A 22,633-nucleotide genomic window follows, 5' to 3' on the forward strand; every position below is an offset into this window, starting at 1 on the left:
CCCGGCCTATGCGACTATGGGGCAGCCATGCGCATCGCCATCGCCTCAGACCACGCCGCCACCGAACTCAAGGCCGATCTTGCCGAATGGCTGATCGAGGAAGGCCACGAGGTCGCCGACCTCGGCCCCGAACCGGGGGTGAGCGTCGATTACCCCGATTACGGCTATCGTCTGGCCGAGATCATTGCCGAAGGCACGGTCGAATTCGGGGTGGCGCTGTGCGGCAGCGGCATCGGCATCTCGATCAGCGTCAACCGCCACCCGCAGGTGCGCTGCGCTCTGGTCAGCGAGCCGCTGTCGGCCGCCCTCGCCCGCGAACATAATGATGCCAATTGCATCGCAATGGGCGCGCGTCTCGTAGGGATAGAGATGGCCAAAGCCTGCGTTGCAACTTTCCTTGATACCGAATTCGCCGATGCCGGCGATCCGGCCGGACGCCACCAGCGCCGCGTCGGCAAGCTCGGCAAGCCCCCGTTCCAGCCCGATCATATCGAGACCCATCAATGAGCACCGCGCCCGTAGATTTCGCCGCCCGCACCGCAGTCCAGCAGATGGACGGGTTCTGGAAGGATGATCTTGCCACCGCCGATCCTGAAATCGCGGCAGCCGTGGCCAAGGAACTCGCCCGCCAGCGCGACAAGATCGAACTGATCGCGTCCGAAAACATCGCGAGCCGCGCCGTGCTCGAAGCGACCGGCTCGGTGTTCACCAACAAGTATGCCGAAGGCTATCCGGGCAAGCGTTACTACGGCGGCTGCGATTATGCCGATGTGGTCGAAACCCTCGCCATCGAACGCGCCAAGCAGCTGTTCGGGTGCAATTTTGCCAACGTGCAGCCCAATTCCGGCTCGCAGATGAACCAGGCGGTGTTCCTCGCTCTGCTTCAGCCGGGCGATACCTTCATGGGCCTCGACCTGAACTCCGGCGGCCACCTCACCCACGGCTCGCCCGTGAACATGAGCGGCAAGTGGTTTAACGTCGTCTCCTACGGCGTTTCCCGCGAGACCGAGACCATCGACATGGAGGAGGTTGCGGCCAAGGCACGGGAAAACAAGCCGAAGATCATCATCTGCGGCGGCACGGCCTATTCGCGCACCTGGGATTTCCCCGCCTTCCGCGCCATCGCCGATGAAGTGGGCGCGGTGCTGCTGTGCGACATGAGCCATATCTCCGGCCTCGTCGCAGGCGGCGCGCACCCCTCGCCCTTCCCGCATTGCGACATCGTCACCTCGACCACCCACAAGAGCCTTCGCGGTCCGCGCTCGGGCATAATCCTGTGGAATGACGAGAAGTACACCAAGCCGCTCAACATGGCGGTGTTCCCCGGCCTTCAGGGCGGCCCGCTGATGCACGTCGTCGCGGCCAAGGCGGTGGCTTTCCGCGAGGCATTGCAGCCCGAATTCAGCGCCTATGCCCACCGCATCGTCGAAAACGCCCGCGCGCTGGCGGCGAGCCTTGAGGAAAACGGCCTGCGCATCGTTTCGGGCGGCACCGACAACCATTCGATGCTGGTTGACCTCACCGCAAAGGACGTCACCGGCAAGGACGCCGAGAAGGGCCTCGACCGCGCCTTCCTCACCTGCAACAAGAACGGCATCCCCTACGACACCCGTTCGCCCTTCGTCACCAGCGGCATCCGTCTGGGCACCCCTGCCGGCACCACCCGCGGCTTTGGTCCGGCCGAGTTCCGCACGATCGGCAAGCTGATCGCCGAAGTGGTTGAAGGCCTTTCCAAAAACGGCCCCGAAGGCGACGCGCAGATCGAACAGAGCGTGCGCGCCCGCGTCAGCGAGCTGTGCGCCGCATTCCCTGTCTATCCCGGCATGTGAGGCCCCCGCGATGAACGATCACGAACCGCGCCAGACCCCCGAATGGGTTGAAGACGCCAAGGCCGAAATCACCGGCATGGCCAAGGAAGGCATGCACCATCCCTCTACCAAGCCGGTGCTGATCGGTGCGGGTATCGGCGCGGTCGCCGGTGCGTTGATCATCGGTGGTCCGATCCTTGGCGGTCTGGCCGGCGCAGGCATCGCACTTTATCAGAGATTGAAGAAATAACCCCCTGAATGCGCTGCCCCTTTTGTGCCCATGACGATACCCAGGTGAAGGACAGCCGCCCGACCGAGGATAATGCCTCGATCCGGCGGCGGCGGCAGTGCTCGTCCTGCGGGGCGCGGTTCACCACCTTCGAACGGGTGCAACTGCGCGAGGTTGTGGTGGTGAAAAGCGGAGACCGGCGCGAGCCGTTCGACCGTTCCAAGCTCGAACAATCCATCGCGCTCGCCTCGCGCAAGCGCGGGATCGATCAGGAACGGCTCGACCAGTTGATTTCCGGCATCCAGCGGCAGGTCGAAACCTCGGGCGAGGCCGAAGTGCCCTCGTCCCACATCGGCGAGCTGGTGATGGAAGGTCTGCGCCAGATCGACTCGGTTGCCTATATCCGCTTTGCGAGCGTGTATCGCGATTTCTCCGAAGCCCGCGACTTCGAGGAATTTGCCAGCACCGTCCAGCAAGCCGCCAAGGATTAAGCGGAATATGGCCGACCTCAACAAGCCGGTGATCGTGCTCGTGCGCCCGCAGCTGGGCGAGAATATCGGCAAGGCGGCGCGCGCGATGCTCAATTTCGGGCTGACCGAGATGCGGCTTGTCGCCCCCCGCGATGGCTGGCCCAACCCTTCGGCAGGTCCGGCGGCGGCAGGGGCCGATCAGGTGCTGGCCGAAGCCAAGGTCTATGCCACCACGGCAGAGGCTGTGGCGGATTGCGCCCATGTCCATGCCACCACGGTGCGCAAGCGCGGCGTGACCAAGCCGGTGATCGGCCCTGACGAGGCCGGGCGGCAGGTGCACACGCTGGCGGGCCGCCACGCGATCCTGTTCGGCCCGGAACGCTCGGGGCTGGAAACCGAGGATGTGGCGCTTGCCCGCACGATCCTGACCGTGCCGATCAATCCGGAATTCGGCTCGCTCAATCTGGCGCAGGCGGTGATTCTGGTGGCCTATGAATGGTCGCGCATGGGCCGCGAACTGGCCGGTGCGGGCGCAGATGCAGGCGGCGCGCTGGTGCAACCGACCGCCGAGGATACCCTGCCCCCTGCCCCACAGGCTGAGCTGGAAGGGCTGATCGAACACTTCACCCGCCTGCTGGAGCCGCGCGACTATTTCCTTCCCGAAACCCGCGCCGAGGCGACCCGCCGCACGCTGCGCGGTCTGCTGACCAAGCCGGGCTGGAACCATCTTGAGGTGCGCACCCTGCGCGGCATCCTCAGCGCGATGGAGCGCGAACCACGGCGTTGAAGTCGTTGGTCGAAACGAGGGTGGACAGACCTGCGCTGTCGGGTAACTCTCTGGCTCCCCTCTCAAATCACACAGGATTGCCGATGATTTCCCTGCGTTCGCTTGCGCTCGCCACCGCCATGCTGGTGGCTCCCCTTGCTGTGATGGCCGCCGATCCGGACACCGCCACGCCGCCGGCTGCCGAAGACAGCGCCGAACCGGCCGAGGCGAAGTCGGACGACACCGCTGCCGAGGACAAGCGCATCTGCCGCTATGTGAAGCTGGAAACCGCAAGCCGCCGCAAGACCAAGGTCTGCCGCACCACCGAGGAATGGCGCGAACTCAACAACCCCCGGTGAATGGGTCGCGCTGATCCTGCCCCTCAATGCTTGACCCGGCGCGCATTCCTGCTATGCGCGCCGCTTCGCAAATGGGCTCCGCACCCCGGTGAAGCGGTGGCCGCGTCAGGAACGATGCCTGACGGAGCGATGCCGGGTTGAATGTCTGCCACAGGGGCAGGCCAGCAATTTGAAGGATACGACTTATGTCGAAGCGCAAGAGCGCCAAGTACAAGCTTGACCGCCGGATGGGCGAAAACATCTGGGGTCGCCCGAATTCCCCGGTGAACAAACGTTCCTACGGCCCCGGCCAGCACGGCCAGCGCCGCAAGGGCAAGATGAGCGATTACGGCCTCCAGCTGCGCGCCAAGCAGAAGCTGAAGGGCTATTACGGCGACGTCACCGAAAAGCAGTTCAAGCGCACCTATGCCGAAGCCTCGCGCATGAAGGGCGACACCAGCCAGAACCTGATCGGCCTGCTCGAGCAGCGTCTGGACATGGTGGTGTATCGCGCCAAGTTCGCGCCGACCATCTTCGCCGCGCGCCAGATCGTCAGCCACGGCCACATCTATGTGAACGGCCAGAAGTGCAACATCGCCTCGCGCCGCGTGGTGGTGGGTGACGTGATCAGCCTCGGCAGCAAGGCCAAGGAAATGGCTCTGGTGATCGAAGCGCAGGGCCTGGCCGAGCGTGACATTCCCGACTACGTCCAGCCCGACGGCAACGACAAGGTGACGTTCACCCGCGTGCCGAAGCTCGACGAAGTGCCCTATCCGGTGACGATGGAACCGAACCTGGTGGTCGAATTCTACTCGCGCTGATCCTTCGGGGATAGCAGACACACAAAAAGGGCGGCCTTCGCGGGCCGCCCTTTTTCGTTGGAGCGTCTGCGGGTGGTCAGCCCCGCGTCCGGTCCCACTCGCCGAATTCGTAGGCGATCGAGCCTTCGACGAGGCGTTCCCAGATGTCGGCGATGACATCGGCAGGGATGGCATGGGCTTCTGCCTCGGCCACAGCGGCGGCGATCACGCTGGCCTTGCGCGCCTCGTCCCGCACCGCATCCCGCGTCGGCTTGATCCGTGCAGCGGCGCGCATGTAGCCGAACCGCTTTGCCAGCAGCGCCACAAGATCGCGGTCGAGCGCATCGACGCCCTCGCGCACTTCGGCCATCGTCTGGCACTCTTCAGGCAGTTTGGGCATCAAACGGAACTTCCAAGGTAATCGCGGCGGAAAGCGGCGGCAAAATCGGCAAAGGTCCCTGCCGCAATGGCATCGCGCATCCCCTGCATCAAGGCCTGATAGAAGCTGAGATTGTGCTCGGTCACCAGCATCGCGCCGAGCATCTCGCCCGACTTCACGAGGTGGTGGATATAGGCGCGGCTGTAGGTGGTGCAGACCGGGCACTGGCAGCGATCATCCAGCGGGCCGGTATCCTCGGCAAAGCGGGCGTTGCGCAGGTTGAGGGGACCGTTCCATGTAAACGCCTGCCCGTTTCGGCCCGATCGGGTGGGCAGCACGCAATCGAACATGTCGATCCCGCGCTCCACCGCGCCCACAAGGTCATCGGGCTTGCCCACGCCCATCAGGTAGCGGGGCTTGTCGGCGGGGAGCATGGCGGGCGCATAGTCGAGCACGCCGAACATCGCCTCCTGCCCCTCGCCCACTGCAAGCCCGCCCACGGCGTAGCCATCAAAGCCGATGTCGATCAGCTTGTCGGCGCTGATCCGGCGCAGGTCTTCGTGCAGCGCGCCTTGCTGGATACCGAACAGCGCGGCGCGGGCGGCGTGTTCCTCGCCCGCATCGAAGCCTTCGCGGCTGCGCCGTGCCCAGCGCATCGAAAGCTCCATCGAAGCGGCGATCTCGTCTCGTGGACGGTCGGCGCGGGGGCATTCGTCGAAGGCCATGACGATGTCGCTGCCCAGCAGCCGCTGGATTTCCATGCTGCGTTCGGGCGTGATCATGTGCTTGCTGCCATCGAGGTGGCTTTTGAACTCCACCCCCTGTTCGGTCAGCTTGCGCAATTCGCTGAGGCTCATCACCTGATAGCCGCCGCTGTCGGTCAGGATCGGGCGCGGCCAGTTCATGAATTTGTGCAAGCCCCCCAGCCTCGCCACCCGCTCCGCTCCGGGGCGCAGCATCAGGTGATAGGTGTTGCCGAGGATGATGTCGGCGCCGGTCTGGCGCACGGCTTCGGGCTTCATCGCCTTGACCGTGGCGGCCGTGCCCACGGGCATGAAGGCGGGCGTGCGGATTGCGCCGCGCTGCATCGCGATTGTGCCGGTGCGGGCCTTGCCACAGGTGGCGTGGAGGGTGAACTGGAAGCGCGGGGCAGTCATGGCGCGGTCGCCCTAGCGCCCCGTCGCGGCGCTGTCACGCCCATGCAAAAAGGGGCAGGGAAACGTGCCTCGTATCCCCTGCCCCTTCGCAAGTCAGCCTAAGCGGGACGCTTAGAACTTGTAGAGCACACCCACGGTTGCGCGGGTCGAATCGAACGCGATGGTGTCGATCCCGGCGCGGAAGGCAACCGGGCTGTCGCCGAGGCCGAATTCGATGCCGGCGCCGACGAGGTAATCACCGTCGGTATCGTCAATGCCGACCACCGCCGGGACAGCGAACCTGCCGAGGTCGAAATCGACTTCCTGATAACCGCCGCGCACGAACAGCTTGGTGCTGTCGCCAACGCGCACACCGGCGCGGGCAGCGATGCCGTATTCGCTGTCGATTGCGCCGTCACCGATGTGGTAGTTGCCTTCGGCACCGATGAAGAAGGTTTCGCCGACCGGCACATCCACCCCGGCGAACACGCCGTAGATGCCGCCGTCATCGTCGGGCAGGCCGCTGCCGAGATCGTGGATACCCGCCGATGCGCCGACATAGACTTCGGTCTTGGGCGCTTCGTTCGACTGCGCCTGTGCGGCGGCGGGGAGAGCCACAGCGCCGAGTGCTGCGCCAGCAACTGCGAACTTGGTGAATGCGATTTTCCGCATGATTGTTTTCCTTGTGTCTGTCCGGTCGCAGGGGATGCGTCCGGGCCCAAGCATTTAGGAATCCCCGTCTTTCTCCGCAATGAACGACCGGACAGGTTGCCGTTAATGTCCGCCCGACAGTGCAATCTGTCCGACGAAAGACATTTGCCGACGCGCCGGCCGTTACGGCAGCAGCAGCGAGGAATCGCCGTAGGAGTAGAAGCGGTATCCTTTCGCGATGGCGTGGGCATAGGCAGCCATCATCCGTTCGCGCCCCATCAGCGCGCTGACGAGCATCATCAGGGTCGATTTGGGCAGGTGGAAATTGGTCATCAACCCGTCAACCGCCTTCAGCCTGTATCCCGGCGTGATGAAAATGCTCGTGTCACCGGCAAAGGGATGGATCACGCCGTCTGCGTCCACCGCGCTTTCGAGCAGGCGGAGCGAGGTGGTTCCCACGGCGATAATCCGGCCACCGGCGGCGCGGGCGGCGTTGAGCTGATCGGCGGTGGCCTGCGAAATGCGGCCGAATTCGGCGTGCATCCGGTGATCGTCGGTATCCTCCGCCTTCACCGGCAGGAAGGTGCCCGCGCCCACGTGCAGCGTCAGCATGGCCCGCCCGATTCCGGCTGCGTCGAGGGCGTCGACCAGCCTCGGCGTGAAATGCAGCGAGGCTGTGGGGGCGGCGACCGCGCCCTGCTCTGCCGCGAACATCGTCTGATAGTCTTCCAGATCCTGGCTATCGACCCCGCGCTTGGAGGCGATATAGGGCGGCAAGGGCATGGTGCCGGCGCGGTCGAGCAGCACTTCGACCGGCTCTTCCCCTTCGAACAGCAGCGTCACTGAGCCATCATCGTGGCGCGCTTCGGCAATGGCGGTGACGCCGCCGCCGAACATCAGCTGATCGCCCACCTTCACCCGCTTGGCATTGCGGATGAACGCCTGCCAGCGCCGCAGGTCGATCCGCTTGTGCAGGGTCGCGCCGATCTTTGCCTCGCCATCGGCACGGCGGCCTTCGAGCTGGGCGGGGATCACGCGGGTATCGTTGAACACCAGCACATCGCCCGCGTTGAGCAGCGAGGGCAGATCGCGCACGCCGCGGTCCTCGAACGGGGCATCGCCGCCGCGAACCACCAGCATCCGCGCCGCATCGCGCGGGCGAACGGGGCGCAGGGCAATGCGTTCGGGCGGAAGCTCGAAATCGAACAGGTCAACCTTCATGGGCGCGGCGCCTAGCGCCCTCTGTGCCCAAGGGGAAGAGCCTTAGCCGATCGGCGCGCTCAGCATGTCGGCCGAAATCGGCGCGTCGATTGCAGGCGCGGGCGGGGGTGGCGGAGCCTTGTTGTCCGCGGCGATCGAGGCCTGGACGATATAGGTCGGCTCTGCCGGCGGCTCGCCGCGGTTGATCGCGTCCACGGCTTCCATGTTCTCGATCACGCGGCCGAAATTGGTGTATTTCTTGTCGAGGCTGAAGCGCGGGTAGAACACGATGAAGAACTGGCTGTTGGCGCTGTCTTCTTCCGATGCCCGGGCCATCGACAGGGTGCCGCGCACGTGGGGCATGGGGTTGAATTCGGCCTTGAGGTCGGGAAGCTCGCTGCCCCCCTGCCCCGTGCCGGTCGGATCGCCGCCCTGCGCCATAAAGCCTTCGATCACGCGGTGGAACACCACGCCATCATAGAACCCGCGGCGGGTGAGCGTCTTGATGCGCTCGACATGGCCGGGCGCCCAGTCGGCCTGAAGCCGGATCTTGACCCGCTGGCCGTTCGACAGGTCAAGCACCCAGACGTTTTCGGGATCGACCGCGGGATCATAATTGATCCCCTTGAAGGTGCGCATCGGTGCAGGCGCGGCTTCATCCTTCTTGCCGTCATCGTCCGATGCCGCCTCGGGCGCGGCGGTGCTATCCTGCTGCGCGGCCAAAGCGGCAGGCGGGGCGGCCAGCAGAAGCAGGGCAGCAAGGGCAGGCGAAAGCTTGGCTGTGATCATGGTTCCATCCGGATTAGGCTGGTCGTGTAGCCATGCCCGCCTGACACTTCAATGAATGATCGGCGGGTTGTGTAAAAGCGCGAGCGGTTTCAGCGATCGCCCTTAAGCCCCCGTTCGCGCACCCGGGCGTTCACATCCGCGCACACCGGCGGGCTGACGAACTTGGCGATATCGCCGCCATAGAGCGCGATTTCCTTCACCAACCGGCTGGCAATCGGCTGGAGGCTCACGTCGGCCATGAGGAAGATCGTCTCGACCTTATCGTTGAGCTGCCGGTTCATGCCTGTGAGCTGGTATTCATACTCGAAGTCGGTCACTCCGCGGATGCCGCGGATCACCACCGAGGCCCCCTGCGCGTCGGCGAAATCGACCAGCAGCGCGTTGAAGCCGACGACCTCGACGTTCGAAAGGCCAAGGCTGGCAACCTCGCGCTCGACCATGGCGATGCGTTCGGGGTCCGAAAACATCGGGCTCTTGGCGATATTGGTGGTCACCCCGATGATCAGGTGATCGACCAGCTTCGATCCGCGCCGGATGATGTCGGCATGGCCCAGCGTGATCGGATCGAAGGTGCCGGGATAGATCCCGATGCGGCGTGTCATGATAGGTGTCCCTCTCCCGAAAGGATCAGCGGTCGCGCTCGACAATGTAACGGGCGAGCGCGCGCAGCACGTCGGCCTCGGCGCCATAAGAGGCAAGGCGTTCGACCGCCTGATCGACCAGCGCGCGCGCCTGTTCGCGGGCCTTGTCGACCCCCATCAGGGTGACGAAGGTCTGCTTGCCCTGTTCGTTATCCTTGCGCAGCGCCTTGCCCGCCTTTTCGACATCGCCTTCGACATCGAGCAGATCGTCGGCAATCTGGAAGGCAAGGCCGATATCGCGGGCATAGGCGCGAAGGTGCGCCCTGCCCTGCGGCGCGACCTTGCCGAGGATTGCGCCCATCTCCACCGACGCGGCCAGCAGCGCGCCGGTCTTCAGCTGTTGCAGGCGGGTGATGGTGTGGAGATCATAGGTCACGCCTTCTTCGTCGGCGACCATGTCCATCATCTGCCCGCCGGCCATGCCATGCATCCCCGAAGCCTTGCCGAGCGTCATGATCAGCTCGCTGCGGGTGAAGGGGTCTTCGCTGGTGGCGTCATCGGCGAGGATTTCGAAGGCCAGCGCGTGGAGCGCATCGCCTGCCAGCACCGCCGTCGCTTCGTCATAGACCTTGTGCAGCGTCGGCTTGCCGTGGCGCAGATCGTCATTGTCCATGCAGGGCAGATCATCGTGGATCAGCGAATAGACATGGATCGCCTCGATCGCGGCGCCCGCCCGCAGCGCCGCATCGCGCGACACGCCGAACAGGCTGGCGGTGCTGACGACGAGCAAGGGGCGCACCCGCTTGCCGCCGCCGATCGCGGCATAGCGCATCGCCTCGACCAGTCGCGCGCTGGTATCGTCAGGCACCGGCAACAGCGCATCGAACAGCGAATCAATATCGGCCTGAACGCCCGCAATAGCGTCCTTCAGCACCGCGCCCCCCGTTTCCACCGGCATGACGATCAGCTTTCCGTGTCGAACGGGCGGGTAGAGGCGGCGCGGCCATCGGCACCGGTGACGATGCTCTCGATCCGCGCCTGCGCCGCATCGAGCCGCTGCTGGCACGCCGCCCGCAATGCCTCGCCACGTTCATAGAGGCTGATCGACTGGTCAAGCGGCACATCGCCGCGTTCCAGCTGTTGCACGATTGTTTCGAGCGCGGAGAGCGCCTGTTCGAAACTCATCTGCGAAATGTCCTGCCCTGCGGCAGCCGGTGATGCTGTGCCCTCGTCCATGCCATGGAGCATTGACGGGGCGGGCGGGCGCGGTCAAGGCTGGCGGTGACGGGCGGATCATCCCAACACAGGAATTGCACGCAATATGCTCAAGTGGATCATCGCCTATGTCACGGCGGCTGTGGCTTTCGGCGCAATGGATGCCGTGTGGCTGCGCTGGGCATCGGGAAATCTCTACAAACCGGTGATCGGCGAGATCATGGCCAAGAATTTCAACGTCGGCGCGGCGGCGGCCTTCTATTTCATCTACCTTGCAGGGATGACGTGGTTTGCGATCAAGCCCGGCATCGAAACCGGCACGGTGCAGGCTGCGCTGCTCAATGGCATTCTGCTGGGCGGGCTGTGCTATGCCACCTTCGACCTGACCTCGCAGGCGGTGTTCAAGGTGTGGGCCACCCATGTCAGCGTGCTCGACATCCTGTGGGGCGCCTTCGCCACCGGCGCGGCGAGCGCGATTGCGACCTTTGTCGTGCTGCGTTTCGCCCCGGCCTGAGGCTTAGCGCCCGCAATGTTCATCGGCCACTTCGCCCCCGCCTTCGCCGCCGCTGCGATCAGCCCGGAACGTCCGCGTCTGGGCACGATGTTCGTTGCGGCGCAACTGGTCGACTGGGGGTTCTTCACGCTCGCGACCATCGGTGTGGAGCGGATGCGGGTCGATCCTGCGGCGAGCGTGATGGTGCCCTTCGATCTCTATCACATGCCTTATACCCACAGCCTGCTGGGCGCCGCGATCTGGGCGGCGGCGTTTCTGGGCGTGGTGGCGGTGTACCAGCGCAACCTGATGGTCGGCGCGCTGGCGGGTCTGGTGGTGCTGTCGCACTGGCTGACCGACTGGCTGGTGCATGTGCCGGACCTCACGATTGACGGCACCCCGCCCAAACTCGGCCTTGGCCTGTGGAATTATCCCTGGGTGGCGATCCCGCTGGAACTGGGGCTGACGCTGGGGGCCTTTGCCTTCTACCTGCGCCGCACCCGCGGCCCCGTTGGCCCGCCCGCGGTGCTGATCGGGGTGATGCTGCTGCTGCAGGCGATCAACTGGATCGGACCGCACCCTGAAAGCGCAGGCCCCTTCCTCTACCTGCAAGCCCTGTTCGCCTTCGGCGTGTTGACCGCGCTGGCGGTCTGGGTGGGGGAGAATCGCTGGTTCCGCAAACGCAGCGGCTTGGCCTTGTCGGGCAGGTGATCTAGGGGGCCTGCCCAAGGAGTCCCGACCATGACCACCATCACCCCCGAAATCGTCGAGAGCCACGGCCTTTCTCCCGAGGAATACGAGCGTGTGCTCCATGCACTGGGCCGCGAGCCGAACCTTGTGGAACTCGGCATCTTTTCGGTGATGTGGTCGGAGCATTGCAGCTACAAATCCTCGCGCCTGCATCTGAAGAAGCTGCCCACCGAAGCCCCCTGGGTGATCTGCGGCCCCGGCGAGAATGCCGGCGTGATCGACATCGGTGACGGGCAGGCGGCGATCTTCAAGATGGAGAGCCACAACCACCCCTCCTACATCGAACCCTATCAGGGCGCGGCGACCGGTGTGGGCGGCATCCTGCGCGATGTCTTCACCATGGGCGCGCGGCCCATTGCTAATGCCAACGCGCTGCGTTTCGGCCGGCCGGAACACCCGCGCATGAAGCATCTGGTGCAGGGCGTGGTCGCGGGGATTGGCGGCTATGGCAACTGCGTCGGCGTGCCGACTGTCGCGGGGGAGACCAACTTCCACCCCGCTTATGATGGCAACATCCTCGTCAACGCGATGACCGTGGGCGTCGCGGATCAGGACAAGATCTTCTACAGCGCCGCGACCGGCCTCGGGAACCCGATCGTCTATGTCGGCAGCAAGACCGGGCGCGACGGCATCCACGGCGCGACCATGGCGAGCGCCGATTTCGGCGAGGATGCCGAGGCCAAGCGCCCGACGGTGCAGGTCGGCGATCCCTTCACCGAAAAGCTGCTGATCGAGGCCTGCCTCGAACTGATGGCGACCGATGCCATTGTCGCCATTCAGGACATGGGCGCAGCGGGGCTGACCTCCTCCTCGGTGGAAATGGCGTCAAAGGGCGGCGCGGGCATCCGGCTCGACATGAACAAGGTGCCCTGCCGCGAAACCGGCATGACGCCCTATGAAATGATGCTCTCCGAAAGCCAGGAGCGGATGCTGATGGTGCTGAAGCCGGGCAAGGAAGCCATGGCCGAAGCGATCTTCCGCAAGTGGGAACTCGATTTCGCGGTGATCGGCGAAGTCACCGATACCGGGCACATGGTGCTCGAATGGAATGGCGAAGTGGTGTGTGACATCCCCCTCGCCCCGCTGGCGGACGAAGCGCCCCTGTATGACCGGCCCTATCTCTCCAAGGAGGAATACAAGGTCTGGGCAGGCGTGAAGCCGCTGGGCGAAGTGCCTGCGACCGATGATGTCGCCGCCGATCTTCTCACGATGATGGCCTCCCCCGACCTCGCCTCGCGCCGCTGGATTGCCGAGCAGTATGATTCGCAGGTGGGCGCCGATACGCTCCAGACGGGCGGTGATGCCGGCGTGGTGCGGGTGCACGGCAGCCAAAAAAATGGGGGCGGCAAGGCGCTGGCGATCACCACCGATTGCACCCCGCGCTATGTCTTTGCCGACCCCTATGAAGGCGGCAAGCAGGCGATCGCAGAGGCCTATCGCAACCTGTGCGCCGTGGGGGCAAAGCCGCTGGCGGTGACCAACTGCCTCAACTTCGCCAACCCGCAGCGTCCTGAAATCATGGCGCAGATCGTCCACGCGCTCGAAGGCATGGGCGATGCCTGCCGCGCGCTCGACTTTCCGATCGTGAGCGGCAACGTCAGCCTCTACAACGAGAGCAAGGCCACCGGCGGCGGGTCGGCGATCCTCCCCACCCCGGCCATCGGCGGGGTCGGCATCATCACCGATCTCGACAAGATGATGACGATGCACTTCAAGAATGAAGGCGACGCGATCTACCTCGTCGGTCCCGAGTTTTGGGCCAAGCCCGATCCCACCCGCTCGCACCTCGGCCAGTCGCTGTGGCTGCGCGTGGTCAAGGGCATGGAAGCCGGCCGCACGCCGCCGACCGACCTCGTGATCGAGCGCACGGCAGGCGAGATCATCCACGAACTGATTGCCGACGGGCTGGTCAACGCGGTCCACGATCTCAGCGATGGCGGGCTGGCCGTGGCACTGGCCGAAATGGCGCTGGCGGGCGGCATCGGGGCCGAAACCGAAGCGGCCAACCCCGCCTATACCCCGGCGCAGTGGTGGTTCGGCGAGGATCAGGGCCGCTATCTGGTGACCGTGCCCGATGTGGCGGCGCTCAACGCCGCGCTCGCCAAGGGCACCCGCAACGAGGATACCGCGCAGATCGGCTTCCAGCGGATCGGCACGGTTGGCGGGGATGCGGTGCTCGGCGTGCCGCTGGCAGAGCTGCGGGCGGCAAACCAGCGCTTCTTTGCGGAATGGATGGAGGGGTAATCAGCCCCTCCGGCAGGGCTCAGGCCGCCTGCGCCCCCGCTCCGCCCAGTGTCAGCTGTTCTCGGGCGACGCCTTCGCTTTCGAGGATCGCGAGGCACTGGCGGTAAACGTCCGGCGAGCCGATGTTCAGCCTTGCCCGCGCCGCGTCGATATCCTCGCGCATCAGCGCCGCGATATCCTGCTGCGCGATCTTGCCTGCGGCCCTGCCGAGCTTGCGACCCTCCTTGATCGCGGCGAACAGCGGCGCCCTGGTGCGGCTGACCTTGCCGATCTGGCGCGCCCCCGCATAGGCGATGAACAGGATCCCGCCATTGTGGTTCTGTTCGTAGGAAAAGGCCAGCAGGCTCGCCTCGCCCAGCGCATCGCGGCCATAGCCGGTCAGCACGTGGAACAGATCATGCGTGTCGCGCAAGCGGTCGAAATACCACTGCGTCTGGTCTTTCGGCAGGCTTTCGGGCGGTGCCCATTTGTGGCTTTCGGCCACCAGCCCTGCGGCCGACAGCCCTTCCCGCTTCATGAAGGCGATGTAGTGCGCCGCCACCGTGTTCGGCCCGCAATCGGCCCAGCGGGCGTGATCATCGAGCATCGCGGGAATATCCACCGCTTCGGCCAGAAAGCGCTGACCTTCGGGCGAGCGGATGAAGTCCCACGCCTGCTTGTGCGAGCGCTTGCCCTTGGTCGCCTCGATGATGTGGAACACCTGCTCGGTGTCTTCCTTGTCCTCGACCAGCTTGCCGAAATGGTGCAGCACCTTGAGCGGACGAAAGCCCGAAGTCTTGCGTTCGGGGGCAACCAGCGGGAGATCGGTCAGCGCCATCGTGTCACGTCCTTTGCGCGAGTCGCGGAACAGGTTCACTATTCGCCACTTACACTGATGTCAGTTAACTGTCCATCAATGCTTGATCGAGGTCAATCGCCAGCCCATGCCAGCCCACGACACCCTGCCCTATGACCTCCCCCGGCTGCCCGATGACGAGGCCATCGCCCGCGCACGGGCGTTCGCTGACAGGCTGAAACAGCGCCGCACCTGCCGCGATTTCGCGCCCGATCCGGTCCCGCGCGCTGTGATCGAAGCGGCCATCGCCGCCGCCGCCAGCGCACCGAGCGGAGCCAACCACCAGCCCTGGCACTTCGCCGTGATCGAAACGCCGGAAACCAAGCGCGCGATCCGCGCCGCCGCCGAAGAGGAGGAGCGCCGCTTTTACGGGGCCGACGGCAGTGATCCCAAGGCGTCGGAAGAATGGCTCGCCGCGCTCGCCGGTCTCGGCACGGATGCCGACAAGCCCTTCCTCGAAACCGCGCCCTGCCTGATCGTCGTCTTTGCCCAGCGCAAGGGCGGGATCGCGGAGGACGGGCAGACGCAGAACTACTACGTCAACGAAAGTGTCGGCATCGCCTGCGGAATGCTGCTGGCGACCTTGCACGAGGCGGGGCTTGCCACCCTCACCCACACGCCTTCGCCGATGGGGTTCCTGCGCGAGATCTGCCGCCGCCCGGAATGGGAAAAGCCGCTGATGATCATCGTCACCGGTCGTCCCGCAGCCGGAGCCACGGTGCCCGCCAAGGCCTTGCAGAAAAAGCCCTTCGGTCAGATCACCAGCTGGCTCTGACCGCTTCGCCTGTCAGGCGGCGAGCAGTTCCGGCTCTGCGGGCTTGGTGGCGAGCAGGTCATAGGGGTCGATCCCCTCTTCCCGCCAGATGCGGTGGCATTCGCGATATTCGGTCGGCTGCGGAATGCGCAGCTGGGCGCGGACTTCATCGACGGGGCGTTCAAGCAGCTGGCGGATCGGCTGTGCCATCAGCTGCGGCGCGCCCTTGCCGGTGCGATGGGCCTGCCGCACCGCGCCGAACACCGGAGCCGCGCTGCCCTTGACCATCTTCCGGATATTCGCTGCCCCTGCATAGCCGATCAGCAGATGCCCCTGGCTGGGGGACTGGCCGTGGGTAAACAGCAGCACGCATTGTTCGCCCAGCGCATCGCGGCCATAGCCGGTCAGCACGTGGAACAGATCATGCGTATCGCGCGAGCGGTTGATGAACCATTCGACGAGATCGGGATATTTCGGGCGGCCCAGACGCTCGGCCTCGGCCACAAGGCCCGCTGCCGAAAGCCCTTCGGCTTCCATGAAATCGCAATAGGCGTGGGCAAGGCTGCCCTTGGGCGTGCGGCGCAGCGCGGCGTGATCGTCGAGGATTTCGGGCAGGCTCGGCTCGGTCGCACGCAGGAATTCGCCGCGTTCGGACAGGGCCAGATCGCGCACCCGCTCCATGAACCCGCCCGAGGGCAGCGATTCGAAAATCTTGAAGACCAGCGAAGTGTCTTCCTTGTCCTTGATCAGCTTCTGGAAATTGCGCACCGCACGCAGCGGGCGATAGCGCGGCTCGGGCCGGTCGGGGTGACGCAGCACCGTGCCATCGGCGGCAAACATGTTGCTGTAATCGGTCGAGAAAGCGGTCATGCCTGGGCTATTCCTGAAGTCGCTCAATGTTCAAGCAAGGCTGCGGGATGTCACGGCTTGCTTACATTTGTGTAAATAACCGATTCGCGTCTCCAAAGAAAACCCTTTTTGCGCCCTTCCGGTTCCCGTGTGCGATCAGACGATGCGCCATTGGCTGCGCGGAATGCCCAGAAGCGTGAGAACGGCCGTCAGATCGCCCGTATCGATCCGTCCGTTTGCTGCCGCCCGCGCCTTGGGCTTGGCGCGGTAGGCGAAGCCGTAGGTCGCCAGTTCGATCATCGGAATGTCGTTCGCGCCGTCGCCCGTGGCAAGACTGTGCGCGCCCTCGCCCAACGCGCCTGCCTCATCGCGCAGCACGGCGGCCTTGACCGCACTGTCGGTGATCGGACCGATCAGCCCGCCGGTCAGCTTCCCGCCTTCCACGGCAAGCCGATTGCCCACCACCCGGTCAAACCCCAGCATCTGCGCCACCGGATCGGCAAAGTGGTGAAAGCCGCCCGTCACCAGCACCGTGCGCGTGCCGAGCGCCGAAAGCGTCGCCACCAGCGTCCCCGCGCCGGGCTCGGGCCGGATGCGCTCGTCGAGGCATTGGCGGATTGCGCCTTCCGCCAGCCCTTCGAGCAGTGCCACACGTTCGCGCAAGGCGGCCTCGAAATCGAGTTCGCCCTGCATGGCACGCTCGGTAATCGCGGCGATCTGCGGCTTGATCCCGGCGTAATCGGCCAGTTCGTCGATGCATTCCTGCCCGATCATGGTCGAATCCATGTCGGACACGAACAGGCGCGGAACCGCGATTTCGCCGCGGCTCACCAGCATATCAGCCGGCGCGAAGACCGCGTCGATCGCCGCCAGCACCGCCGCCTGATCGCCGTCATCGAACCGCAGTTCGAGCACTCCGGCATCGCCTTCGGGCATGGCGGCAGCGGCCAGGGGCACGCCCCCCTGTTCCAAAGCGCCCGACAGCGCATCGAGACGCGTTTCACATTTGTCCGTCTCTGCTATCAGCCGCGCAATGAGCATTCCAACTTCTCCAGCTTTACCGGTCGCGCTCATTGCAGGGCCGACCGCCAGCGGCAAGAGCGCGGTTGCGCTGGCCCTCGCCCACCGGCTTGCAAAGGGCGGGCGGCGCGGGGTCATCATCAATGCCGACAGCGCGCAGGTCTATGCCGATTTGCAGGTGCTTTCCGCCCGCCCGTCCGATGAGGAGATGGAAGGCATCGAACACCGCCTGTTCGGCGCGTGGGACGGGGCAGAGGCCTGTTCCGCTGCCGCATGGGCCACCCGCGCCAAGGCGGAGATTGCCGATTGCCATGCATCGGGCGCAGTGCCGATCCTTGTCGGGGGCACGGGGCTTTATCTGAAAGTCCTGCTGGAAGGGATTGCGCCGATCCCCGAAATCGATCCGGCGGTGCGGGCCATGGTGCGCAATCTGCCTGAAGATAATGCCTACAAGCTGCTCCAGCTCGAAGACCCGCTGCGCGCTGCCGAGCTTGATCCGGGGGATCGCCAGCGGATTGCCCGCGCGCTCGAGGTCAAGCGCTCGACCGGCGTGACGCTGTCGGACTGGCAGCTCGCCAAGGCGGGCGGCATCGGCGAGGTGATCGATCTCAACCCGCTGATCCTGCTGCCCGACCGCGCATGGCTTTACGAGCGCTGCGACCGGCGGTTCGAGGCGATGCTGGAAGCCGGCGCGATTGCCGAGGTCGAGGCGCTGCTGGCGCGCGAGCTTGATCCCGATCTGCCCGTGATGCGCGCTATCGGCGTGCCGGAAATTGCAGGCTTTCTGGCCGGAATCCTTGATCGCGATGCCATGATCGCCGCCGGACAGCAGGCGACGCGCAATTATGCCAAGCGCCAGTTCACCTGGTTCCGGCGCCAACCCCCGGCAGAATGGCCCCGCATTGCCATCGGGGATGAATCCGAAAATATCGACATTGACACCCATTTTGCATCATTATTGCGCGAATAGGGGTTGACCCATCAGATTATAACCGATAGCGGCACATTCACTCGGTCCGATGCAATCCCCCCTGCATCGGGCCGGTTTTGTTGTTAAGGCCCCTGCAAACCAACAGGATTGGAGTTCCCCGTGCCCGGTCAGCCGGATCCCGCCGCAGCGCAGACTGCCCCCGCAACCGCCGCCATGAGCGGTGCGGCGATCCTTGTGCAGTGCCTGATCGAACAGGGGGTCGAATATGTGTTCGGCTATCCCGGCGGCGCGGTGCTGCCGATCTATGACGAACTGTTCGGCGATGAACGCATCCGCCACATCCTCGTCCGCCACGAGGCTGGCGCGGCGCATGCGGCTGAAGGCTATGCCCGCGCCACCGGCAAGCCGGGCGTGGTGCTGGTCACCTCCGGCCCCGGCGCGACCAACGCGATCACCGGCATTGCCGATGCGTGGATGGATTCGATCCCGCTGGTGGTGATCACCGGACAGGTGCCGACCGCGCTGATCGGGACCGACGCCTTTCAGGAAGCCGACACCATCGGCATCACCCGCCACTGCACCAAGCACAATTATCTGGTCAAAGACCCGGCCGATCTCGCCGCGACGATCAAGGAAGCCTTCCTGATCGCCACCACCGGCAGGCCCGGCCCGGTCGTGATCGACATTCCCAAGAACGTGCAGATCGCCGTCCCTTCGGAGCGCCGTGCACTGGTCCGTGCCGGATCGCACCGCTACGCGCCGCAGACGGTGGCTCCGGCAGAGCAGATCGTCGAGGCGATCGAAATGATTGCGCAGGCGCAGCGCCCGATTTTCTACACCGGCGGCGGTGTGATCAATTCCGGGCCCGAGGCAAGCCGGCTCTTGCGGCAGTTGCAGGACATCACCGGCGCACCCGTCACCTCGACGCTCATGGGCCTTGGCGCCTTCCCCTCGCAGCATCCTGACTGGCTGGGGATGCTGGGGATGCACGGCACGTTCGAAGCCAATATGGCGATGAACAAGTGCGACGTGATGGTCTGCATCGGCGCACGTTTCGATGACCGCGTGACCGGCAGGCTCGATGCCTTCTCGCCGGATTCGAAGAAGATCCACATCGATATCGACCGTTCCTCAATCAACAAGACCGTGGCCGTGGACCTCGGCATCGTCGGGGATTGCGGCACGGTGCTGGCGCAGCTGATCGAGGCCTGGGGCACACGGCAAGCGCAGAACCTTGGCGAGTGGAAGGCGCGCATCGCCGGATGGCGTGCCCGCGAATGCCTCGCCTATCCCGAACGCTCGGCCAAGAACCCCGGCATGATCATGCCGCAGCACGCGGTCGAGCGGCTCTATGCCCTGACCCACAAGCGCAGCCCCATCATCACCACCGAAGTGGGCCAGCACCAGATGTGGGCCGCGCAGTATTTCGGCTTTGAAGACCCGAACAAGTGGCTCACCAGCGGCGGCCTCGGCACGATGGGTTATGGCTTGCCCGCCGCTATCGGCGCGCAATTGGGCCACCCCGATGCGCTGGTGATCGACATTGCGGGCGAAGCCTCGATCCAGATGAACATCCAGGAACTCGGCACGGCAAGCCAGTATCGCCTGCCGGTCAAGATCTTCATCCTCAACAACGAATACATGGGCATGGTCCGCCAGTGGCAGGAACTGACCTATGAAAGCCGCTATTCGAACAGCTACTCGGACAGCCTCCCCGATTTCGTAAAGCTGGCCGAAGCCTATGGCTGGAAGGGCATCCGCATCACCGAAGAGAAGGATCTCGACGACGGGATCATGCGGATGCTCGATCATCCCGGCCCGGTGATCGTTGATTGCCTTGTCGCGCAGGATGCCAACTGCCTGCCGATGATCCCCTCCGGCGCGGCACACACCGAAATGCTCCTCTACGGCGACAAGGTCGACGGCACGATGGACGATGAAGCCAAGGCACTGGTCTAGGACACGCGCAATGCCCATGAAAATCGCCGAAGCCGCATCCGAGCGTCATGTGCTCGCTGTCACCGTGGATAACGAACCGGGGATCCTCGCCAAGATCACCGGCCTGTTCACAGCGCGCGGCTACAACATCGACAGCCTGACCGTGGCCGACATTACCGAGGATCACGCAGTCAGCCGCATCACCATCGTCACCAACGGGCCTCCGTCGGTGATCGACCAGATCGAGGCGCAGCTTGAACGGCTGGTGCCGGTGCACAAGGTCACCGACCTCACCACCGCCGGCCCGCACGTGGAGCGCGAGCTGGCGCTGATCAAGGTCACCGGAACCGGCGAAAAGCGCGTCGAGGCGCTGCGCCTTGCCGATATCTTCCGCGCCCGGCCGGTGGATACGACCACCGAAAGCTTCATCTTCGAAATCACCGGCCCGCCCGACAAGGTCGACAGCTTCATCGCCCTGATGCGCGAACTGGGGCTGGTGGAGGTCGGGCGCACCGGTATCGTGGGCATGATGCGCGGGGCGCAGGGGGCCTGAAAGCTATTTCGTCATGCCAGCGAAAGCTGGCACCTCAAGCAACAAGGGCCGCACCTTGCCGCCCTGGATCCCAGCTTTCGCTGGGACGACGTGGAAAGAAGAAGAAATGAAGGTTTATTACGACGCCGACGCCGATCTTAATCTGATCAAGCCCAAGAAGGTCGCCATCGTCGGCTATGGCTCGCAGGGCCATGCCCATGCCCAGAACCTGCGCGATTCCGGCGTGGCCGAAGTCGCCATCGCCCTGCGCGAAGGCTCGGCCACCGCGAAGAAGGCGGAGGGCGCTGGCTTCAAGGTGCTCTCCAACACCGAGGCCGCCAAGTGGGCCGACATCATCATGATCCTCGCGCCCGATGAACATCAGGCCGCAATCTGGGAAAACGACCTCAAGGGCCACATGAAGCCCGGCGCCGCGCTCGCCTTCGCGCACGGGCTCAACATCCACTTTGGCCTGATCGAAGCGCCCGCCGATATCGACGTCATCATGATCGCCCCCAAGGGCCCGGGCCACACCGTCCGCAGCGAGTATGTGAAGGGCGGCGGCGTGCCGTGCCTTATCGCCGTGCATCAGGACGCGAGCGGTGCGGCGCATGACGTCGCTCTCGCCTATGCCTCTGCCGTCGGCGGCGGGCGCAGCGGGATCATCGAGACCAACTTCCGCGAGGAATGCGAGACCGATCTGTTCGGTGAACAAGCGGTGCTGTGCGGCGGGATCACCCACCTGATCCAGGCCGGTTTCGAAACGCTGGTCGAGGCTGGCTACGCCCCCGAAATGGCCTATTTCGAGTGCCTCCACGAAACCAAGCTGATCGTTGACCTGCTCTATGAAGGCGGCATCGCCAACATGCGCTATTCGATCTCGAACACCGCAGAATATGGCGACATCACCACCGGTCCGCGCATCATCACCGCCGAGACCAAGGCCGAGATGAAGCGCGTGCTGGCCGACATTCAGTCGGGCCGTTTCGTGAAGAACTTCGTCCTCGACAACCGCGCTGGCCAGCCCGAACTCAAGGCCGCGCGCAAGCAGGCCGCCGCTCACCCGATCGAGCAGACCGGCGAAAAGCTGCGCGCCATGATGCCGTGGATCGCGGCCAACAAGCTGGTCGACAAGGCCAAGAACTAGGCCTGAAAGATTTCCTCCGCCCGTCGGCTTCGGCGGGCGGTGGAACCATCACGGGGCGTCGCGTATTGGTCTGCCATATCACAAGGAGACCAACCCGATGAACCGCAACACCCTCGCCGCTGCGGCGGCCGCCACTCTCGTCGCTGTTGCCGGCGGCATCGCCGCTGCCCCCGCGATCTTCGCGCAGGATGCGCCGCAGCTGCCCGGCGTTCAGGACGCCTCGCGCGTTACCGCCGGCACCTATGCCGCCGATCCCGGCCACTCGCTGATCGGGTGGGAAGTCAACCACTTCGGCTTCAACGATTACTACGGCATCTTCGGCGATGTGGCGGGCACGCTCACCATCGATCCGGCCAACCTCGATGCCGCCAAGGTCGATGTGACCATTCCCGTAGGCAGCGTCACCACCGCCAGCAAGGGCCTCACCGAGCACCTGCTGCGCGCCGGCAAGGATGGCGGCAAGCCCGATTTCTTCGGCCCCGCGCCTGCCCCTGCCCGCTTTGTCTCGACCTCCGTCAAGGCCACCGGCATGACCGCGGTGATCACCGGCGATCTCACGCTCAATGGCGTGACGAAGCCGGTTACCTTCGAGGCCGCGTTCACCGGCGCGGGCAACAATCCGTTCAACAAGAAGGCAACCATCGGCTTCGAGGCTGAAACGGAGATCAAGCGTTCGGACTTCGGCGTGAACTACGGCATCCCCTTCGTCAGCGACGAGGTGGAGCTGGATATCAGCGTCGCCTTCGAGAAGCAGTAAACCCCTCTCGACAGTTTCGCC

At 64.9% G+C, this 22,633-nt stretch carries 27 protein-coding genes; 16 read left to right on the plus strand and 11 right to left on the minus strand.

Annotated features, from left to right (window positions below):
• The first annotated feature begins 27 nt into the window (after positions 1–27).
• The 7 genes from ACU0AG_RS05335 (at position 28) to rpsD (ending at position 4,432) form a co-directional block, all read left to right on the plus strand.
• Positions 28–507 (plus strand): RpiB/LacA/LacB family sugar-phosphate isomerase, encoded by a 480-nt coding sequence (locus ACU0AG_RS05335; RefSeq protein WP_482781221.1) that lies wholly within the window; start codon positions 28–30, stop codon positions 505–507.
• Positions 504–1,829 carry a serine hydroxymethyltransferase gene (gene glyA, locus ACU0AG_RS05340; protein WP_482781222.1) on the plus strand — a complete coding sequence of 442 codons (1,326 nt, stop codon included), beginning with the start codon at positions 504–506 and terminating at the stop codon, positions 1,827–1,829. The genes ACU0AG_RS05335 and glyA overlap by 4 nt, the downstream gene beginning before the upstream one ends.
• Positions 1,830–1,839: 10 nt before the next feature.
• Positions 1,840–2,058 (plus strand): hypothetical protein, encoded by a 219-nt coding sequence (locus tag ACU0AG_RS05345; protein WP_482781223.1) that lies wholly within the window; start codon positions 1,840–1,842, stop codon positions 2,056–2,058.
• An 8-nt stretch (positions 2,059–2,066) separates the two neighbouring features.
• Entirely contained in the window at positions 2,067–2,528 is a 462-nt protein-coding gene (gene nrdR, locus ACU0AG_RS05350; RefSeq protein WP_482781224.1) for a transcriptional regulator NrdR, read from the plus strand.
• Positions 2,529–2,535: 7 nt separating this feature from the next.
• Positions 2,536–3,294 carry an RNA methyltransferase gene (locus tag ACU0AG_RS05355; RefSeq protein ID WP_482781225.1) on the plus strand — a complete coding sequence of 253 codons (759 nt, stop codon included), beginning with the start codon at positions 2,536–2,538 and terminating at the stop codon, positions 3,292–3,294.
• Positions 3,295–3,377: 83 nt separating this feature from the next.
• Complete coding sequence (locus tag ACU0AG_RS05360; RefSeq protein ID WP_482781226.1) at positions 3,378–3,632, plus strand: hypothetical protein; 255 nt, start codon at positions 3,378–3,380, stop codon at positions 3,630–3,632.
• A gap of 185 nt (positions 3,633–3,817) precedes the next feature.
• Entirely contained in the window at positions 3,818–4,432 is a 615-nt protein-coding gene (gene rpsD / locus ACU0AG_RS05365; protein WP_482781227.1) for a 30S ribosomal protein S4, read from the plus strand.
• 76 nt (positions 4,433–4,508) lie between these two features.
• Here the strand turns inward: rpsD and ACU0AG_RS05370 are convergent, their stop codons facing one another.
• The 8 genes from ACU0AG_RS05370 to ACU0AG_RS05405 form a co-directional block, all read right to left on the minus strand.
• Entirely contained in the window at positions 4,509–4,811 is a 303-nt protein-coding gene (locus ACU0AG_RS05370; RefSeq protein ID WP_482781228.1) for a chorismate mutase, read from the minus strand.
• Complete coding sequence (tgt, locus tag ACU0AG_RS05375; protein WP_482781229.1) at positions 4,811–5,947, minus strand: tRNA guanosine(34) transglycosylase Tgt; 1,137 nt, start codon at positions 5,945–5,947, stop codon at positions 4,811–4,813. The genes ACU0AG_RS05370 and tgt overlap by 1 nt, the downstream gene beginning before the upstream one ends.
• Positions 5,948–6,058: 111 nt before the next feature.
• Positions 6,059–6,598, minus strand: a complete 540-nt coding sequence (locus ACU0AG_RS05380) for an outer membrane beta-barrel protein (protein ID WP_482781230.1) — start codon at positions 6,596–6,598, stop codon at positions 6,059–6,061.
• Between the two features lie 162 nt (positions 6,599–6,760).
• Complete coding sequence (gene queA / locus ACU0AG_RS05385; RefSeq protein ID WP_482781231.1) at positions 6,761–7,798, minus strand: tRNA preQ1(34) S-adenosylmethionine ribosyltransferase-isomerase QueA; 1,038 nt, start codon at positions 7,796–7,798, stop codon at positions 6,761–6,763.
• 42 nt (positions 7,799–7,840) lie between these two features.
• Positions 7,841–8,566 (minus strand): peptidylprolyl isomerase, encoded by a 726-nt coding sequence (locus tag ACU0AG_RS05390; RefSeq protein WP_482781232.1) that lies wholly within the window; start codon positions 8,564–8,566, stop codon positions 7,841–7,843.
• Between the two features lie 89 nt (positions 8,567–8,655).
• Positions 8,656–9,168: a pantetheine-phosphate adenylyltransferase gene (gene coaD / locus ACU0AG_RS05395; RefSeq protein ID WP_482781233.1), complete on the minus strand. Its 513-nt coding sequence runs from the start codon at positions 9,166–9,168 to the stop codon at positions 8,656–8,658.
• Positions 9,169–9,193: 25 nt separating this feature from the next.
• On the minus strand, positions 9,194–10,105 hold the full coding sequence (locus ACU0AG_RS05400) for a polyprenyl synthetase family protein (protein WP_482781234.1): 912 nt from the start codon (positions 10,103–10,105) through the stop codon (positions 9,194–9,196).
• 5 nt (positions 10,106–10,110) lie between these two features.
• Positions 10,111–10,383, minus strand: a complete 273-nt coding sequence (locus ACU0AG_RS05405) for an exodeoxyribonuclease VII small subunit (RefSeq protein WP_482781235.1) — start codon at positions 10,381–10,383, stop codon at positions 10,111–10,113.
• Between the two features lie 85 nt (positions 10,384–10,468).
• Here ACU0AG_RS05405 and ACU0AG_RS05410 point away from each other — a divergent pair, with 85 nt between their 5' ends.
• Genes ACU0AG_RS05410 through purL form a run of 3 tightly spaced genes read left to right on the plus strand, consistent with a single transcriptional unit; the run spans position 10,469 to position 13,849 of the window.
• Positions 10,469–10,876 (plus strand): DUF2177 family protein, encoded by a 408-nt coding sequence (locus ACU0AG_RS05410; RefSeq protein WP_482781236.1) that lies wholly within the window; start codon positions 10,469–10,471, stop codon positions 10,874–10,876.
• Between the two features lie 15 nt (positions 10,877–10,891).
• On the plus strand, positions 10,892–11,566 hold the full coding sequence (locus tag ACU0AG_RS05415; RefSeq protein ID WP_482781237.1) for a hypothetical protein: 675 nt from the start codon (positions 10,892–10,894) through the stop codon (positions 11,564–11,566).
• A 30-nt stretch (positions 11,567–11,596) separates the two neighbouring features.
• Positions 11,597–13,849, plus strand: coding sequence for a phosphoribosylformylglycinamidine synthase subunit PurL (purL, locus tag ACU0AG_RS05420; protein ID WP_482781238.1), 2,253 nt, complete (start codon positions 11,597–11,599; stop codon positions 13,847–13,849).
• A gap of 19 nt (positions 13,850–13,868) precedes the next feature.
• On the opposite strand, the gene ACU0AG_RS05425 is transcribed toward purL, so the two are convergent.
• On the minus strand, positions 13,869–14,666 hold the full coding sequence (locus ACU0AG_RS05425; RefSeq protein ID WP_482781239.1) for a Coq4 family protein: 798 nt from the start codon (positions 14,664–14,666) through the stop codon (positions 13,869–13,871).
• A 106-nt stretch (positions 14,667–14,772) separates the two neighbouring features.
• Between ACU0AG_RS05425 and ACU0AG_RS05430 the strand changes: the two genes are divergently transcribed.
• The gene (locus ACU0AG_RS05430) at positions 14,773–15,459 is read left to right on the plus strand and encodes a nitroreductase family protein (RefSeq protein ID WP_482781240.1); all 687 of its coding nucleotides are present in this window, start codon (positions 14,773–14,775) and stop codon (positions 15,457–15,459) included.
• 12 nt (positions 15,460–15,471) lie between these two features.
• Here the strand turns inward: ACU0AG_RS05430 and ACU0AG_RS05435 are convergent, their stop codons facing one another.
• Together ACU0AG_RS05435 and serB are read right to left on the minus strand one after the other, a co-directional pair.
• On the minus strand, positions 15,472–16,308 hold the full coding sequence (locus tag ACU0AG_RS05435; protein ID WP_482781241.1) for a Coq4 family protein: 837 nt from the start codon (positions 16,306–16,308) through the stop codon (positions 15,472–15,474).
• Positions 16,309–16,443: 135 nt separating this feature from the next.
• On the minus strand, positions 16,444–17,328 hold the full coding sequence (serB, locus tag ACU0AG_RS05440; protein ID WP_482781242.1) for a phosphoserine phosphatase SerB: 885 nt from the start codon (positions 17,326–17,328) through the stop codon (positions 16,444–16,446).
• Between serB and miaA the strand changes: the two genes are divergently transcribed.
• The 5 genes from miaA (at position 17,321) to ACU0AG_RS05465 (ending at position 22,612) form a co-directional block, all read left to right on the plus strand.
• Complete coding sequence (gene miaA, locus ACU0AG_RS05445) at positions 17,321–18,277, plus strand: tRNA (adenosine(37)-N6)-dimethylallyltransferase MiaA (protein ID WP_482781243.1); 957 nt, start codon at positions 17,321–17,323, stop codon at positions 18,275–18,277. The genes serB and miaA overlap by 8 nt on opposite strands.
• 174 nt (positions 18,278–18,451) lie before the next feature.
• A complete protein-coding gene (locus ACU0AG_RS05450) occupies positions 18,452–20,197 on the plus strand; it encodes an acetolactate synthase 3 large subunit (protein ID WP_482781401.1) in 1,746 nt (581 codons plus the stop codon).
• 16 nt (positions 20,198–20,213) lie between these two features.
• Positions 20,214–20,729, plus strand: coding sequence for an acetolactate synthase small subunit (gene ilvN / locus ACU0AG_RS05455; protein WP_073975495.1), 516 nt, complete (start codon positions 20,214–20,216; stop codon positions 20,727–20,729).
• A gap of 106 nt (positions 20,730–20,835) precedes the next feature.
• A complete protein-coding gene (gene ilvC, locus ACU0AG_RS05460) occupies positions 20,836–21,855 on the plus strand; it encodes a ketol-acid reductoisomerase (RefSeq protein WP_482781244.1) in 1,020 nt (339 codons plus the stop codon).
• A 97-nt stretch (positions 21,856–21,952) separates the two neighbouring features.
• Positions 21,953–22,612 carry a YceI family protein gene (locus ACU0AG_RS05465; RefSeq protein WP_482781245.1) on the plus strand — a complete coding sequence of 220 codons (660 nt, stop codon included), beginning with the start codon at positions 21,953–21,955 and terminating at the stop codon, positions 22,610–22,612.
• The last annotated feature ends 21 nt before the right edge of the window (positions 22,613–22,633 follow it).

This window comes from Erythrobacter sp. RANMB8 (assembly GCF_056848235.1).

Bases quoted from the DNA above. Each gene is read 5' to 3' on its own strand.
- ACU0AG_RS05335 (WP_482781221.1), top strand. From the start codon at position 28: ATGCGCATCGCCATCGCCTCAGACCACGCCGCCACCGAACTCAAGGCC.
- glyA (WP_482781222.1), top strand. From the start codon at position 504: ATGAGCACCGCGCCCGTAGATTTCGCCGCCCGCACCGCAGTCCAGCAG.
- ACU0AG_RS05345 (WP_482781223.1), top strand. From the start codon at position 1,840: ATGAACGATCACGAACCGCGCCAGACCCCCGAATGGGTTGAAGACGCC.
- nrdR (WP_482781224.1), top strand. From the start codon at position 2,067: ATGCGCTGCCCCTTTTGTGCCCATGACGATACCCAGGTGAAGGACAGC.
- ACU0AG_RS05355 (WP_482781225.1), top strand. From the start codon at position 2,536: ATGGCCGACCTCAACAAGCCGGTGATCGTGCTCGTGCGCCCGCAGCTG.
- ACU0AG_RS05360 (WP_482781226.1), top strand. From the start codon at position 3,378: ATGATTTCCCTGCGTTCGCTTGCGCTCGCCACCGCCATGCTGGTGGCT.
- rpsD (WP_482781227.1), top strand. From the start codon at position 3,818: ATGTCGAAGCGCAAGAGCGCCAAGTACAAGCTTGACCGCCGGATGGGC.
- ACU0AG_RS05370 (WP_482781228.1), bottom strand. From the start codon at position 4,811: ATGCCCAAACTGCCTGAAGAGTGCCAGACGATGGCCGAAGTGCGCGAG.
- tgt (WP_482781229.1), bottom strand. From the start codon at position 5,947: ATGACTGCCCCGCGCTTCCAGTTCACCCTCCACGCCACCTGTGGCAAG.
- ACU0AG_RS05380 (WP_482781230.1), bottom strand. From the start codon at position 6,598: ATGCGGAAAATCGCATTCACCAAGTTCGCAGTTGCTGGCGCAGCACTC.
- queA (WP_482781231.1), bottom strand. From the start codon at position 7,798: ATGAAGGTTGACCTGTTCGATTTCGAGCTTCCGCCCGAACGCATTGCC.
- ACU0AG_RS05390 (WP_482781232.1), bottom strand. From the start codon at position 8,566: ATGATCACAGCCAAGCTTTCGCCTGCCCTTGCTGCCCTGCTTCTGCTG.
- coaD (WP_482781233.1), bottom strand. From the start codon at position 9,168: ATGACACGCCGCATCGGGATCTATCCCGGCACCTTCGATCCGATCACG.
- ACU0AG_RS05400 (WP_482781234.1), bottom strand. From the start codon at position 10,105: ATGCCGGTGGAAACGGGGGGCGCGGTGCTGAAGGACGCTATTGCGGGC.
- ACU0AG_RS05405 (WP_482781235.1), bottom strand. From the start codon at position 10,383: ATGGACGAGGGCACAGCATCACCGGCTGCCGCAGGGCAGGACATTTCG.
- ACU0AG_RS05410 (WP_482781236.1), top strand. From the start codon at position 10,469: ATGCTCAAGTGGATCATCGCCTATGTCACGGCGGCTGTGGCTTTCGGC.
- ACU0AG_RS05415 (WP_482781237.1), top strand. From the start codon at position 10,892: ATGTTCATCGGCCACTTCGCCCCCGCCTTCGCCGCCGCTGCGATCAGC.
- purL (WP_482781238.1), top strand. From the start codon at position 11,597: ATGACCACCATCACCCCCGAAATCGTCGAGAGCCACGGCCTTTCTCCC.
- ACU0AG_RS05425 (WP_482781239.1), bottom strand. From the start codon at position 14,666: ATGGCGCTGACCGATCTCCCGCTGGTTGCCCCCGAACGCAAGACTTCG.
- ACU0AG_RS05430 (WP_482781240.1), top strand. From the start codon at position 14,773: ATGCCAGCCCACGACACCCTGCCCTATGACCTCCCCCGGCTGCCCGAT.
- ACU0AG_RS05435 (WP_482781241.1), bottom strand. From the start codon at position 16,308: ATGACCGCTTTCTCGACCGATTACAGCAACATGTTTGCCGCCGATGGC.
- miaA (WP_482781243.1), top strand. From the start codon at position 17,321: ATGAGCATTCCAACTTCTCCAGCTTTACCGGTCGCGCTCATTGCAGGG.
- serB (WP_482781242.1), bottom strand. From the start codon at position 17,328: ATGCTCATTGCGCGGCTGATAGCAGAGACGGACAAATGTGAAACGCGT.
- ACU0AG_RS05450 (WP_482781401.1), top strand. From the start codon at position 18,452: ATGAGCGGTGCGGCGATCCTTGTGCAGTGCCTGATCGAACAGGGGGTC.
- ilvN (WP_073975495.1), top strand. From the start codon at position 20,214: ATGAAAATCGCCGAAGCCGCATCCGAGCGTCATGTGCTCGCTGTCACC.
- ilvC (WP_482781244.1), top strand. From the start codon at position 20,836: ATGAAGGTTTATTACGACGCCGACGCCGATCTTAATCTGATCAAGCCC.
- ACU0AG_RS05465 (WP_482781245.1), top strand. From the start codon at position 21,953: ATGAACCGCAACACCCTCGCCGCTGCGGCGGCCGCCACTCTCGTCGCT.